Source organism: Barnesiella sp. (assembly GCF_022723415.1).
Classification (GTDB): Bacteria; Bacteroidota; Bacteroidia; order Bacteroidales; family Barnesiellaceae; genus Barnesiella; species Barnesiella intestinihominis.
In genome coordinates this window covers 39,523-53,312 of sequence record NZ_JAIJHU010000005.1, presented here as the reverse complement: position 1 = coordinate 53,312, position 13,790 = coordinate 39,523, and the positions used below count along the sequence as shown (strand labels likewise).

The window sequence follows — 13,790 nt, the reverse complement described above, 5'->3', positions numbered from 1 at the left end:
TGCAAATTTTGCTAACTCCGCAAAAAGGAATGAATTAGTATTGTATTTCGGGAAGCGGAGCATCGGCCGAACCATTCGGCGAACGAATCCGCAAAAGGCGAGAAACGGTAGGAGCGATGGCCGTCGCACGCACCGGAGAAGTGATACGTACCGGCTTCACATCGTGTGCCAAAATAAAACACGGTGCAGGAACAGCATTGACACGAACATATTCGCGGGTATCGTTCGCATCCTCATAGACGACCTCCCAACCGGGACACAAATCCAGCACGAGATCACCCGACAGTTTGGGATAATAGCCGTTTCGCATGGCGGCGACACGATCGGTTCCATTACTCAGCAACAGACGTTGCGATGTATAAACGTCTTGTACCCCCGTCATCTGAATCAGAAACGAAGCTGCCCGATTACGCATTTCATCGGCATCGATATCACGCTCCTTAATCAGTTTCCGGTTCAAGAAAATCTGTCGATTCTGGTAACCTATCACCCAATCTCCTTGGCCGTAAAGAGCCATCAGATAAACATTCAGCAATGAGACTGCACGCCGGGGATAAAATTCTCCCGAAGGTATATTATAAATGGGCGACTCTTTCGCCTCCCCCTTGAAATATCCCGTAGAGGTCAAAAAAACGACCGTGTTGGCAAGACCCACTTTCTTGTCTATTTCATCGAGCAGACGGGCTATATCCCTATCCAGTCGCACATAAGTATCCTGCAACTCCAAGCCGTAGTCCTGTATGGTCTTGTTCAGATACACGCCGGCCGTATAACCGACATTCAGCATATCGAGGACACCACGGCGTCCCAAAAGTCCTTTATCCAAGAACTCCACGGCAACATCGGTAATCTCCTGATTAACCAAAGCCGTCGTCTTAAACTGCACGAACTTATCACGGCCGTCTCGGGCAAAAGTTCGTTTAAAAGAAAAATCATTCGTCAGATACGGTATGGCCGTATAACGGTCGGGCGTATAAACCGGAGTCCAAGAAAGCGTATCGATACGAGCCGATAAAGAACGCACATAATTGAATTGTTCGACATAAGCGGGAACATCACGATAATAAGTGGTCGTCGCCCACTTGCCATTCCTATCGTTAATCCAGAAAGCGCAATTAGCCGCATGTCCCGCACTGATAATAGACTGCTGTGCATCGGGCGCTACCGCATACACGCGTCCCAATCCTCCGCTCACGATTTTTACCTCGTCGCTGAGCGTCGAAGTACGAATACGTTCAGGTGAAAAAGTTTCATCGGTATAATTCCCTATCTTGGACGGGTCGTTCAGAATAAACTCTTCCCGCAGAAATGCCGTATTGAAAAAACGCTCCGACGGAATGCCATGAAAAAACGGAGTTGTTCCCGTATACAGAGTAGCCGTTGCCGAAGCCTTATCGATATTCGGGAAATCGAAAACCAAATTTTCACAGACAACTCCCTCTCGCATCAACCGTTTAAAACCCTTTTCCCCGAAAAGGTGTTGCAAGGCTTCCAAATAATCGGTACGCAGTTGATCGACCGTAATACCCACCACCAAACGAGGACTGTTGTCGGCAGACTGCACCAACGGTACGACCAGCAGAGAAAAGAGAATTGTCGCTAATACTTTATTTTTCATCTTTGTTTTTCTCCGTTTTTTTCAAACGAACGGATACCGCCAAATAGGTAAACGAACGAATTACCAATACCAACACTAACGGAAAAAATGCGGCATTAAACTGTTGTGGAATCCAGTGCCAAAGGGCCACAAATAACAACAACCCTGCAAAGTTAGCAAAATGATAGTATCTAACGATACTTTTAAGAGATTTAAACCAAATAAAAAGAGCCATCAACAGCCAAAAGGGATGCAACCAAAACGCTGAATAGTTGGGATAAGTCGCCGGGTGAACAGAAACGAACATAAGGAAAAACACGACTAAGCCGCTCAATCCGTAAATCGAAAACAAGACTGTATCGAATACCCGGGAATACCTTTTTCGGGAAATATCATATACCGACACAGCCGCGACAAAGAAGAAAAACAACCATGCGACGAAAAGGGGCGTCAAATAAAATGGTGTTTCGGGAGGACACGCCGGAACCTCAGGATCGTACAGCACCTCCGTTCGGCTCACCAACGGGACAGCCGCCGAGTCGGGACTCATTTGAACGACCGCCTCGGAAAAAGCTTTCTCTAATATTTCGGGACCGAACATTTGTTCCCGATAAGTCATCGGCCTATCCAAACCGCTTCCCAATGCCAAGTCGATACCGAAAATCAACCACGGGCAAATACCCGCATATCGGTCTATCTCCTCGCGAAAAGTAGGCAAAGACTCCCCCGGCTCTTTATATCGCACCTTGTTATCCAATACCATCTCTACCATATTACGAGGACGGGTAGCACAATTATCGAACAGGAAATTATACCGGTAAACCCGGTTCTGAGGCATGGCATTAACCAACAGAGCCTCGAATAAGGCTCTGCTTTGTATGGGTGTCAAGTTCAACACCTGTTCATCGACCTTCGATTCCCGAAACTGATAATTTAATAAGAAATCGGGAAAATCGTTTATTCCTAAACAATAATCGGTTTCACCTTTCGTAAACCGCCAGATAAAGCCGGGAACATCGAAATTAAACATGCCATAATTGAAAACATAATCGAAACCTCCGGGTCTCTGCTGTTTCACCCGCAGCGCCGTATGACCGAACAATTCATACACCTCCGTTCCGGGTCCGCAAGTCAATAAACTCACTTGTAAAGTATCGGGCAAGATTCCCGGTTTTGATTCCTGCGCTTGTATTTTCTCGTTGGAAAACAAGGCCACAAGAATAAAACCCAGAATTATACATAGTTTCTTCTTCATAAACACTCCACATTATTGCAGCAAAATCGGCGTAAAAGTACAACTTTCCATCTAATTACCTCGGTATGTAACTCTTTTATTTTCTTTGACTTTGATAAATTTCACATTTTTATTTCCACACTCTACCGAATAATTTTTTATCTTTGTTCGAAACACAAAACAGAGTATTATGAAAATCAAAGGTTTACTATTATCTCTATTCGTAACAAGCAGCTTACTCTCGATTGCACAAGACATAAAACTCCCCTCCCCGCAAAAACAGGGCGGAGAACCTCTCTTGCAGGTTCTCTCCAAACGCGCCTCGACACGCGACTTCGATACACAAAAGAATATAGACTCACAAACCCTTTCCAACCTATTGTGGGCGGCATGGGGATACAACCGAGAAGATAAGCGTACGGCGCCTTCGGCCATGAATCGTCAAGAAATTTCACTATATATCGTCACGGCACAAGGGGTCTATCTCTATGATGCCAAACAGAATAAACTGGCGGAAATCGCCAAAGGAGATTTCCGGGAAAACGCAGGCATGCAACCGTTCGTACACACTGCGCCTCTCAACATTATTTTTACTGCCGATTTGGAAAAAGCGCCGGGTAACGACATGATGTTCGTCGATTGCGGATTCATCTCCCAGAACATTTATCTCTATTGTGCCTCGGTCGGTTTGGGTACAGTCGTTCGCGGCTCGTTCAACGGCGATGAATTGGCAAAAATATTAAAGCTGAACGAAAAACAAAAAGTAGTATTGACCCAGACTGTCGGCTATCCGGCTAAATGATTTCTCCGGAAAAACCTTACATCATGCGACGGTTCTCATTTCTCTTTTTTACGATCGTTATATTCCTGTCTTTTTTATCTGGTTGCAAAGGCAAACAGGTCGAATCTGATTACCCGGAAAGTTCTCTTATAGATACATTCGAAGTAAAACAACAACCCCAACCGCGCACAACCGGCTGGAAAAAGAGTCCTGTACGATATTCCAGTTTCCGCAAACTATTCAACGACTTGAACGACAAACATCTTGCTGTTGCCAAAAAGAACGGGATAGAGCCATTGGAATCGCTCGATGATGCCCGGAATTTGGGATTCTGGAAACTTGCTAAAATAGACAGTTGTGAATACTACACCGTCGATAAACTGACTCATTCGATCCCATATCTGACTCCCAAAACCAAATGGTTGCTCATGAAGATAGGCAAAAACTTCCAAGACTCGTTAACGAACCGAGGTTCGGGAGGAAGACAAATTATTCTCACCAGCGCATTGCGTTCCGATGAATCGATAAAGTCGTTACGCCGGCGAAATACAAACGCCAGCGAAAACTCGGCACACCGTTACGGCACGACTTTCGACATAGCCTACAATCGATACAACGTAACCGACTCGACCTATTTCGTACCCTCCGACCGACTACGAATTTTACTCGGCGAGGTTCTGTACGATTTACGCAAAGAACACAAATGCTACATCAAATACGAAATACGCCAAGGCTGTTTCCACATTACGGCGAGATAAATCAAACGACAACCGTACAATCGACCGGCCTTTCGTGAAAAATTATTATCTTTGTCACAACGAAGATACGATGCGGTTCGGCATAGCCAAATCGGAAACAAGATTTTCGTTTGTCTCTGCACTCACCTTTCCGTATCTTTGAGGCGTTTAACAATAATCGACCGATGAAACGATATTTATATGCCCTGCGCTATCTGATTTCGATACATGTGTTGGGACTCATTCTCTTTACGGCATTCCGTCTGATCCTCTTCCTACAAGGGTACGAATATCTCATGGACGAAGAAATTTCGGTATTCACCCGTCTCGAAGCATTCGTCCGGGGATTGTGGCTCGACAATGTCGTAGCCTGTTATATATCGATTCTGCCGCTCGTTATCGTCTCGCTCTGTTCCCTGATAGGATATTTCGGTAAAAACCTGTACCGGGGAATCCATATCTTTTTCTCGGTCTTTTACGTCGTGGCGTTCGCCATATCGGCTGCCGATATACCTTATTTCGCTTACTTCTTCAAACACATCAACGCTTCCATTTTCAACTGGTTCGGCTACACCGGAACGACATTGGGACTTATGTTCGGTGAGTTCTCCTATATCGTCGCATTCGTCTTGTTTCTGTGTCTCTCTTTCCTTTTCGTCTTTCTCTCCCGAATATTATTACATCGGACTTGTCGCGATATACAAAGAGTATCTGCCGAAAAATTTCATTGGAAACCCGAGCTGCTTACACTCCTTTGCTCGACTCTTCTAATAGGAGTATGTTTATTCGGCATACGCGGACGCATGGGATACAACCCTATCAAAGTAAGTGCAGCCTATTATTGCAATAATACATTTTTGAACCAATTGGGTATAAGCCCCTCGTTCAATTTATTGCGCAGTTCGTTAGAGGCTTCCAAATCGGAAAATCGGGAAATCGATTTGATGGACGAGAAAGAGGCGATCTCTACGGTTCGCAGAGAACTGAATATCACGGACTCGCTTCCCGACATATCGCCCATTGCCCGAAAAATAGAAAATCCGGGACAACCCAGCAGCAAAAACGTAGTCCTCGTTTTCATGGAATCGATGTCGGCCGAATTACTGGGGCACTTCGGTAATCCCGAGCACCTCACCCCGTTTCTCGATTCAATAGCCGTCCGGTCGCTTTGCTTCAATCGATTTTTCTCGGCGGGAACTCATACCAACCATGCCATACACTCCGTCTTGTATTCCTATCCGGCTCTGATGAAACGGAATTCCATGAAAGGAGCCGTTATTCCTTTCTTCGCCGGACTACCCACCATTTTACAAGATAACGGATACCGTACGCTTTTTTTCATGACTCATGAGTCGCAGTATGATAACATGAACGGCTATCTGCGAACCAATGGTTTCGACCGCATCTTTGCACAAGAGGACTATCCGAAAGACAAAGTAGTCAACAGTTTCGGTGTCCAAGACGATTTCCTATACCAATACGCCCTGCCCATTCTCACAGAAACTGCCGACGAGGGGCAACCCTTTTTCGCTGTATTGTTAAGCATCAGCAACCACCCGCCGTATGTTATTCCCAAAGATTTCAAGACACACAGTAGTACCGACGAACATCGAATCGTCGAATTCGCCGATCATGCTTTAAAGGAATTTATCGATGAAGCGAAACAACAGGAATGGTTCGACAACACGATATTTGTCTTCGTCGGTGACCACGGGAAAATCGTGGGTACTCCCCGCAGCGATATGCCGCTCAGTTTCAACCATGTGCCACTTTTCATTTATTCGCCTTCATTTATCGAACCCCGACAGATAGAAGACCTCGGCGGACAAGTGGATATAGCTCCCACCGTATTGGGTTTGCTGAACATAGACTATACCGACAACGGATTCGGAGTAAACCTCCTGCAAGAAAAACGTAAAGCGGCATTCTTTACCTCCGACGATGCTATCGGATGCGTGAACGATTCACTGTTCTATATCTATAAACCCAAAGAAAACCAAGAGTGGTTGCTCTCGCAAGAAAGAGCTATCGAAAAGGGGGGCAATATCGACAATCCTGCCGTCTGCCAAGAACTGCGGGAATATGCCTTCTCCATGCTTCAAACCGCACAATACCTCATGAGCAACAACCTCACAGGGAAATATATAGGTTATCAACCCCGTTAAACAACCGACTGTTATGAATAAGATATTTTATACATTCGTTCTTTCGGCGCTCGTACTCCTTTCGGTACAATGTAACCCGAAATCCCAAGAAAGCGACGAACAACTCGAAAACGATTCTATCATCGAGTATGCCGAACTACTCTCTATTACCTGTCATGACGACTACACCGATGTAAAAATAAGCAACCCGTGGGACAGCGCCCGGTTGCTGCACCGATATATCCTCGTTCCCAAGACACAAAACGTTCCATCGAATCTACCGCAAGGAACCGTCGTAAGGACTCCGTTGTCCAATACATTAGTCTATGCCTCGGTACATTGCAGCCTGTTGGAGCAATTAGACGCATTATCGCAAATAGGAGGAGTCTGCGACCTCTCCTATATCAAAACGCCCGCTTTGCTCTCTCGTGCGGAAAACGGAAAACTGACCGATGCCGGAAATTCCATGTCGCCCGACATCGAACGAGTAATGTCGTTGAATCCGGATGCCATCTTATTATCTCCTTTCGAAAACGCCGGATACGGACGTATCGGGAAAATGGGAATACCCATTATAGAATGCGCCGATTATTTGGAAACTTCACCTCTGGGCCGGGCAGAATGGATAAAATTCTTCGGTCTGTTATACGGTAAAGAGGTCGAAGCCGATTCCATTTTTACGGAAGTCGAAAAAAACTATACCGAATTGAGAGATAAAATAGGTGTACTTTCTTCTGCTCCCGTTGTCATCAGCGAATTAAAAAGCGGTTCGGCATGGTATATGCCCGGCGGAAAAAGCTATATGGCCCGTTTTTTCAAGGATGCCGGAGCCGCTTACCCGTGGAGCGACAATACAGAAACAGGGTCTATTCCGCTCTCTTTCGAAACGGTATTCAACCGAGCAGGAGAAGCCGACATTTGGCTTATTAAATCGTTCCACGTGTCGGAGCTTTCCTATCGGACTCTGCAAAAGGAATATGCACCCTATGCAAGGTTCAAAGCCTTCCGGGAGAAAAAGATATACGGTTGTGACTCGTCCCGATGCAACTACTACGAAGAGACTCCGTTTCGTCCCGACCTGTTGTTACAGGAACTCGCTGCATTGTTCCACCCCGGCCTGTTCCCCGACTATCGATTCCGCTACTATCAACCGTTATCCGAATGAACGACAAACCGAACAAGCAACATGAACAACGGCTAATAGTCGTTCTCGTCCTGTTACTTTTGGCATTATGTGCCGCCAATTTATGGTTCGGGTCGGTACAAATACCGGCTTCGGCCGTATGGGATATCCTGTGCGGGAAAGAACCTGAAAAGGAGGTCTGGAAATTCATCGTGCTGGAATCCCGATTACCGCAAATGGCGGCGGCACTCCTGTCGGGAGCCGCATTGGCAATTGCCGGGCTGCTTCTTCAAACGGCATTCAACAACCCGCTCGCCGGACCTTCGATATTAGGAATCGATACGGGAGCCAGTTTAGGAGTGGCTTTGGTCATGTTATTTTGGGGAGGGACACTCGGCGTGTCCGAGGCAACCACCCTCACCGGATTCACCGCCATCATTGCCGGAGCTTTTCTCGGTTCAGTCACTGTATTAGGTACGATACTCTTTTTCTCGACCATTGTCAAGAACAACATCATGCTCCTCATTGTCGGTATAATGGTAGGCTATATTACTTCGTCGGTTATCTCTCTACTCAACTATTTCGCAACAGCCGAAGGGGTACACTCCTATACGATTTGGGGTATGGGAAATTTCAGCGGAGTCACCGGCGAGCAGCTGCCCTATTTCGCACTTTTCGTATCTGTCGGACTTATCATCGCAATACTTCTGATAAAACCACTCAATGCCTTGCTGCTCGGTGACCGTTATGCTGCCAATCTGGGAGTAAACATTAAACTCACCCGCAATCTGCTGCTCATCGTCACCGGTCTGCTCACGGCATCGACCACGGCATTCTGCGGCCCCATTTCGTTTATCGGTCTTGCCGTTCCTCATATCGCCCGACTGTTATTGGGGACATCGAACCACAATACCCTGTTGCCGATGGCCTTGCTGTGTGGAGCCGTAACCGCATTGCTGTGCAATCTCATCTGTATCCTTCCGGGAGAATCGGGCATCCTGCCCATCAATGCCATCACTCCGGTCTTAGGTGCGCCGGTGATTATTTATGTCATCATCAACCAACGAAAAATCCAATATTTCAACTGATGGAGGAACAGACAAACATATTATCGGCACAGCAGCTCTGCATCGGATATAAAACGGGGCACGGACACGTCAAGCAAGTTCACGGCGATCTGTCGTTCTCCCTACGCAAGGGCGAGCTCACCTGCCTGTTAGGCGCAAACGGTTCGGGCAAATCGACTCTGCTACGCACCTTATCAGCGTCCCAACCTTCGTTATCGGGAAAAATCCTGTTGAACGGAAACGAGTTGTCTGTCATGTCAGAGCGGGAAATTTCCCGCCAAATCGGGGTTGTACTGACCGACAAGACACAAACCGGAGGATTGACCGTATATGAGCTGGTCGCCCTCGGGCGGCAACCGCATACGGGATTTTTCGGGAAACTCGACCGACAGGATCGGCAAGTAGTGGACGAAGCTATCGAAGCCGTGGGCATCTCACACAAAGCGCACTCCTATATGGCGCAACTCTCCGATGGAGAAAAGCAGAAAGCTATGATCGCAAAAGTATTAGCGCAAGAGTGCCCTCTGGTTATACTAGACGAACCAACCGCTTTCCTCGACGTGGTGAGCCGCATAGAAATCATGACTCTGTTACACCACATCGCCACGGCCCAAAACAAAGCGATACTACTGTCGACTCACGACATAGAACAAGCGCTGGTGCTCGCCGATTGCCTATGGCTTTTACGGAAGGGGCACGGAATGCGTAGCGGAATAACCGAGGACCTCATTTTGAACGGAGAACTCGATACCTTGTTCGACCGTAAGGAAATTTGTTTCGACCGGGCGCATGGCAGTTACTACCCTTCGGTTCAATGGGAAAAAGAAATTGTCGTAGATGCGACGGACGAAACGCTTCTCCATTGGACAGTCAATGCTCTGAATCGTAACAATTACGGTTGCCGCATATCACCTTGCGAAGCCGATGCATCGCTTCCCCGCCTCACCGTCGAAAGAAACGACTCGCTGTCGTTACACACCGCAACGAACGAAGTGCGATTTACCTCTTTCGCCGCCTTCATTGCATACCTTAAAACACCGACTCAAAAGGGTTGAATGGATTCCGAAGGTTGAGCACTATCAACCATACCCGAAAAATAGCACGGAAAAGGGTCTCAAACTCCTCCTCTACACACTGTAATAACATGTCACCTTGTTCGTAAAACGGCAACCATAGACCGGGCGGCATTCTTTGGAGCGCCGGGAGCACCCAATCGCTCGGCAACAAGATCATATCCCGCCAACATTTTCTTTCGGGTAGTCTCTTCGAACAACGAAGTTAACTCTCGACGAAGATTCTCAGGAGTCGCCCGATAGCCCAATAACTCGCATACGACAGGACTATCGGCTATCAAATTAACCAACGAAACATACGGTACTTTCAAGATTTTCTCGAATGTTTTATAAAACAACTTGCCTCCTCCCAGTCGATAGCATACCACCTGAGGCACTCGCAACAAAGCGGTTTCGAGCGTAGCGGTTCCCGATGTGACCAATGCCACCCGACTCTGTTGAAGCAAACGATAAGTTTTGCCCCAAACAACTTTTACCGAACGGTCCTGCAAATAAGGAGCATATTGGTCGGGAGAAATACCGGGAGCCCCTGCGATAACCAACTGATAGTCGTGGAACGTTTTTGCGGCCTCTATCATTAAAGGCAGATTATGATCAATCTCGGCTACCCGGCTACCCGCCAGCAGAGCTATTATGGGCTTTTTTCCCAAGCCGCACTCCGCCGTAAAATCCTCGAAACTCTCATCGGCATAAGGCCGCACAGCCAATTCATCGACCGTAGGATTTCCTACATACTCCACCGTATAATCATGCTTGGCATAAAACGAAACCTCGAACGGAAGAATGGAATAAAGTCGGTCTACATACCGACGGATACTCTTTACCCTCCATTCCTTCCAAGCCCAAATCTTAGGAGAAATATAATAATAAACCGGAATACCCAAACGACGTTTCACATATTTGGCTATTTTCAGATTGAAACCCGGATAATCTATCAATATAACCACATCGGGACGAAATACGGCAATATCCTGTTTACACAAACGCATGTTCGCCAAAACTTTATCGAGATTCATCAACACCGGAATAAATCCCATATAAGCCATATCCCGATAATGCTTTACCAGCGTACCGCCACAAGAAGCCATCAAGTCACCGCCGAAAAAACGAAATTCAGCGTTCGCATCTTCCTGTTGCAAAGCTCTCATCAAATTGGAGGCATGTAAATCGCCCGAAGCCTCCCCGGCGATAAGATAATATTTCATACCCGATTAGGAATAATTGGTCACGTCATTCGACCCTGACAGCTGTCCCGCTACACGTAACCATCAACATACTACCCGATCCGCCGACAGTCTCATAGTCCAAATCGATACCCACCACGGCATTTGCGCCCAATGCTTCGGCCTGTCGAGCCATTTCTTCAAGAGCCGTATCTTTGGCCTCTCTCAAAACCGCTTCGTAAGAAGCGGAACGGCCTCCGAAAAAATCTCTTACCCCTGCAAGAAAATCACGGAACACATTCGCCCCGATAATAGTCTCACCTGTCACAACTCCCAAATATCTTACAATCTGTTTCCCTTCTACCGAAGGAGTCGTAGTCATTAACATAGCCATCGATTTATTCGTTATTTATCCGATTACAAATATAGCAAAAGGTGAGAGCAGAGGCAAAAAGAAATCACATTTCCGACTTGCCTATCCCGAACCGCAGCTTATCTTCGTACTTACAAAGATAGTGAAAGGAGCAAGTAGTACAAACATACTTGTTCTTTTTTATCGAGTTACATTCTATATTGCAATTACAAAATCAAAACGCCACTCTCCCGAAAGAAAATCGTCAGCCTTCCGCAATAAAGATGCACCGATATCGTTTTTATAATACAATGAAAGCGACAACTTTTGCTTTAATTTTACTGAGTATCTTGACAGGTACATGCCTGACGAGCTGCATCGATGACGATTTCACCACAAATCCGTCGCATGTACTCGCATTCTCCACCGATACGGTTGCTTTCGATACCGTATTCACCACGATAGGTACATCAACTCGTTCATTCCGCATTTACAACCGGAACAAGAAATCGTTGAACATCTCTTCCATCAAACTTGCCGATGCCGAACATTCGGGCTTTCATATCAATGTGGACGGTATGTCGGGCGATAATTTCACCAATGTCGAAATCCGAGGGAAAGACAGCCTATATGTATTTGTAGAAGCCAATATCGATCCTACCAATCAGGACAATCCCATTTTCATCGTCGATTCGATCGTCTTTGTAACCAACGGCGTCCAACAAGACGTAAAGCTGACTGCCTACGGACAGGACGTTATCATCAAAAGAGGGGAAACCTTCACGACCGATACCCATCTGACCGATGAACGGCCATACCTCATCTACGACAGTTTAGTCGTGGCTCCGGGAACGACATTACAAATAGAACCCGGTGCAAGACTGCATTTCCACCATAGAGCTTCGCTGTTGGTACAAGGGAAATTACAAGTCGAGGGGTCGATGGAAGCCCCCGTTCAAATACGAGGCGATCGACTCGACCGGCTCTTTGCAGACTTGCCTTACGACAATCTCGGCGGGCAATGGGGCGGTATCCGTTTTTATCCCGAAAGTTTCGGAAATAAAATATCGTACGCTTATGTACGAGGAATGACTTCGGGTATCGTATTGGATTCGTGCGCTTCGGAAGAGCCTCGTCTCGAAATAGCGAATTCCCGCATACGCAACTCGTCGGGTAACCTCATCACATCGGCATACAGCCGACTAAATTGTTGGAACAGCGAGCTTTCCGATGCCGGAGGAGCCATACTCTCGCTGACAGGAGGAATAGCCGATTTCACCCACTGCACGATCGTCAACTACTATTTCTACGACATTATCACCTCGCCCATCGTAAACATGAGCTATTGTGCCCCGGCCGATACGATTTCGGGAGGTCCCGCCCTTCTGCGAGCCCGATTCAACAACAGCATACTATACGGTAATACATCGGAAATTCCCTCGATCGACCTCACCGGCAGCCATGTATATTTCCGTTCCTGCCTCCTCCGTTCCAACGGAGAAGACGATGACAATTTCATCAATACCGTATGGAACGGACAACCGTTTTTCAAAGCCACTGGCGAAGAACATTACTACTACGATTATCGAATCGGGTCGGATAAATCCGATGCTATCGGGAAAGGAAACCCCGATTTTGCGATCTTCCCATTGGATAAAGATATGTATGGGAACCTTCGTTCCACGAGCGTGGATATCGGAGCTTATCAATACATACCACAAGAAATTCCCGAAGAATAGAGAATGCACATAACATTCAAAAATGCGCAAATAGCACCCTTTTCGGTCTTCCTCCTCTCTTAATAAAAGTTACAAAGTTCAATTACTCACCCTATTTGTATAACAAATTTCTTTTTTCTCTCTCATTTTTCTATTTTTGTAAGAGATATTAAAACCTCTTTCTAAATATTTGCAATCATGAGCGAAGAGATACGACAAATAGCGGAACGGCTCGTTGGCCTTAGAGATGCCTTAGACCTTCGACCCGAAGATATTGCATCGACCTGCAACATCAATTTGGAAACCTATTTAGGTTACGAGTCGGGCGAAAAAGACATTCCGGTCAGTTTTCTGCACCAGATAGCCAAGCACTACGGCGTAGAATTGCCGGCATTGATGTTCGGATACGAACCCCGAATGAACTCTTATTTCCTTACCCGAAAAGACAAAGGTGTCGCCGTAGAGCGTACAAAAGCCTATAAATATCAATCGTTGGCCGCCGGATTCGCCAACCGCAAAGCCGACCCTTTCATGGTCACGGTCGAGCCATCGGCTCCCGAAGCGCCATTCACGCTCAACACCCACCCCGGACAAGAATTTAACCTTGTTCTCGAAGGGAGCATGCATCTACGTATCGGAGAAAAAGAATTAGTGCTGAACGAAGGCGACAGCATTATATTCGACTCTACCCGTCCACACGGTATGAAAGCGATAGACCGACAAGTTAAATTTCTGGCGATCATATTTTAAATGATCTTTCCGTAACAATAGGTATTTCACAAACATCAAGTAAAAAGAGGG

At 46.6% G+C, this 13,790-nt stretch carries 12 protein-coding genes; 8 read left to right on the top strand and 4 right to left on the bottom strand.

The window, feature by feature from the left end:
* Positions 1-34: 34 nt before the first annotated feature.
* Positions 35-1,618: an alkaline phosphatase family protein gene (locus QVD32_RS02045; protein WP_021891550.1), complete on the bottom strand. Its 1,584-nt coding sequence runs from the start codon at positions 1,616-1,618 to the stop codon at positions 35-37.
* Positions 1,608-2,852 (bottom strand): Lnb N-terminal periplasmic domain-containing protein, encoded by a 1,245-nt coding sequence (locus QVD32_RS02040; RefSeq protein WP_021891551.1) that lies wholly within the window; start codon positions 2,850-2,852, stop codon positions 1,608-1,610. Before QVD32_RS02040 ends, QVD32_RS02045 begins: the two co-directional genes overlap by 11 nt.
* A 169-nt stretch (positions 2,853-3,021) precedes the next feature.
* On the opposite strand from QVD32_RS02040, the gene QVD32_RS02035 reads away from it, so the two are divergent.
* The 6 genes from QVD32_RS02035 (at position 3,022) to QVD32_RS02010 (ending at position 9,738) form a co-directional block, all read left to right on the top strand.
* Positions 3,022-3,633, top strand: coding sequence for a SagB/ThcOx family dehydrogenase (locus tag QVD32_RS02035; RefSeq protein ID WP_008862803.1), 612 nt, complete (start codon positions 3,022-3,024; stop codon positions 3,631-3,633).
* Between the two features lie 23 nt (positions 3,634-3,656).
* On the top strand, positions 3,657-4,370 hold the full coding sequence (locus QVD32_RS02030) for a DUF5715 family protein (RefSeq protein ID WP_040296270.1): 714 nt from the start codon (positions 3,657-3,659) through the stop codon (positions 4,368-4,370).
* A gap of 164 nt (positions 4,371-4,534) precedes the next feature.
* Entirely contained in the window at positions 4,535-6,514 is a 1,980-nt protein-coding gene (locus QVD32_RS02025; protein WP_021891552.1) for an LTA synthase family protein, read from the top strand.
* Between the two features lie 13 nt (positions 6,515-6,527).
* Positions 6,528-7,658, top strand: coding sequence for an ABC transporter substrate-binding protein (locus tag QVD32_RS02020; RefSeq protein ID WP_021891553.1), 1,131 nt, complete (start codon positions 6,528-6,530; stop codon positions 7,656-7,658).
* The gene (locus QVD32_RS02015; protein ID WP_021891554.1) at positions 7,655-8,704 is read left to right on the top strand and encodes an iron chelate uptake ABC transporter family permease subunit; all 1,050 of its coding nucleotides are present in this window, start codon (positions 7,655-7,657) and stop codon (positions 8,702-8,704) included. The genes QVD32_RS02020 and QVD32_RS02015 overlap by 4 nt, the downstream gene beginning before the upstream one ends.
* A complete protein-coding gene (locus QVD32_RS02010; RefSeq protein WP_021891555.1) occupies positions 8,704-9,738 on the top strand; it encodes an ABC transporter ATP-binding protein in 1,035 nt (344 codons plus the stop codon). The genes QVD32_RS02015 and QVD32_RS02010 overlap by 1 nt, the downstream gene beginning before the upstream one ends.
* Positions 9,739-9,830: 92 nt before the next feature.
* Here the strand turns inward: QVD32_RS02010 and lpxB are convergent, their stop codons facing one another.
* Both lpxB and QVD32_RS02000 read right to left on the bottom strand, forming a co-directional pair.
* Positions 9,831-10,961, bottom strand: coding sequence for a lipid-A-disaccharide synthase (gene lpxB, locus QVD32_RS02005; protein ID WP_118686957.1), 1,131 nt, complete (start codon positions 10,959-10,961; stop codon positions 9,831-9,833).
* Between the two features lie 25 nt (positions 10,962-10,986).
* Positions 10,987-11,307 (bottom strand): heavy metal-binding domain-containing protein, encoded by a 321-nt coding sequence (locus QVD32_RS02000; RefSeq protein WP_118686958.1) that lies wholly within the window; start codon positions 11,305-11,307, stop codon positions 10,987-10,989.
* A gap of 275 nt (positions 11,308-11,582) precedes the next feature.
* Here QVD32_RS02000 and QVD32_RS01995 point away from each other — a divergent pair, with 275 nt between their 5' ends.
* Entirely contained in the window at positions 11,583-13,010 is a 1,428-nt protein-coding gene (locus tag QVD32_RS01995) for a hypothetical protein (protein WP_147401582.1), read from the top strand.
* Between the two features lie 177 nt (positions 13,011-13,187).
* Positions 13,188-13,739: a helix-turn-helix domain-containing protein gene (locus QVD32_RS01990; RefSeq protein WP_118686960.1), complete on the top strand. Its 552-nt coding sequence runs from the start codon at positions 13,188-13,190 to the stop codon at positions 13,737-13,739.
* Positions 13,740-13,790: the final 51 nt, after the last annotated feature.

Bases quoted from the DNA above. Each gene is read 5' to 3' on its own strand.
- QVD32_RS02015 (WP_021891554.1), top strand. From the start codon at position 7,655: ATGAACGACAAACCGAACAAGCAACATGAACAACGGCTAATAGTCGTT.
- QVD32_RS02025 (WP_021891552.1), top strand. From the start codon at position 4,535: ATGAAACGATATTTATATGCCCTGCGCTATCTGATTTCGATACATGTG.
- QVD32_RS02045 (WP_021891550.1), bottom strand. From the start codon at position 1,618: ATGAAAAATAAAGTATTAGCGACAATTCTCTTTTCTCTGCTGGTCGTA.
- QVD32_RS02030 (WP_040296270.1), top strand. From the start codon at position 3,657: ATGCGACGGTTCTCATTTCTCTTTTTTACGATCGTTATATTCCTGTCT.
- QVD32_RS02020 (WP_021891553.1), top strand. From the start codon at position 6,528: ATGAATAAGATATTTTATACATTCGTTCTTTCGGCGCTCGTACTCCTT.
- QVD32_RS02035 (WP_008862803.1), top strand. From the start codon at position 3,022: ATGAAAATCAAAGGTTTACTATTATCTCTATTCGTAACAAGCAGCTTA.
- QVD32_RS01995 (WP_147401582.1), top strand. From the start codon at position 11,583: ATGAAAGCGACAACTTTTGCTTTAATTTTACTGAGTATCTTGACAGGT.
- QVD32_RS02040 (WP_021891551.1), bottom strand. From the start codon at position 2,852: ATGAAGAAGAAACTATGTATAATTCTGGGTTTTATTCTTGTGGCCTTG.
- QVD32_RS01990 (WP_118686960.1), top strand. From the start codon at position 13,188: ATGAGCGAAGAGATACGACAAATAGCGGAACGGCTCGTTGGCCTTAGA.
- QVD32_RS02010 (WP_021891555.1), top strand. From the start codon at position 8,704: ATGGAGGAACAGACAAACATATTATCGGCACAGCAGCTCTGCATCGGA.
- QVD32_RS02000 (WP_118686958.1), bottom strand. From the start codon at position 11,307: ATGTTAATGACTACGACTCCTTCGGTAGAAGGGAAACAGATTGTAAGA.
- lpxB (WP_118686957.1), bottom strand. From the start codon at position 10,961: ATGAAATATTATCTTATCGCCGGGGAGGCTTCGGGCGATTTACATGCC.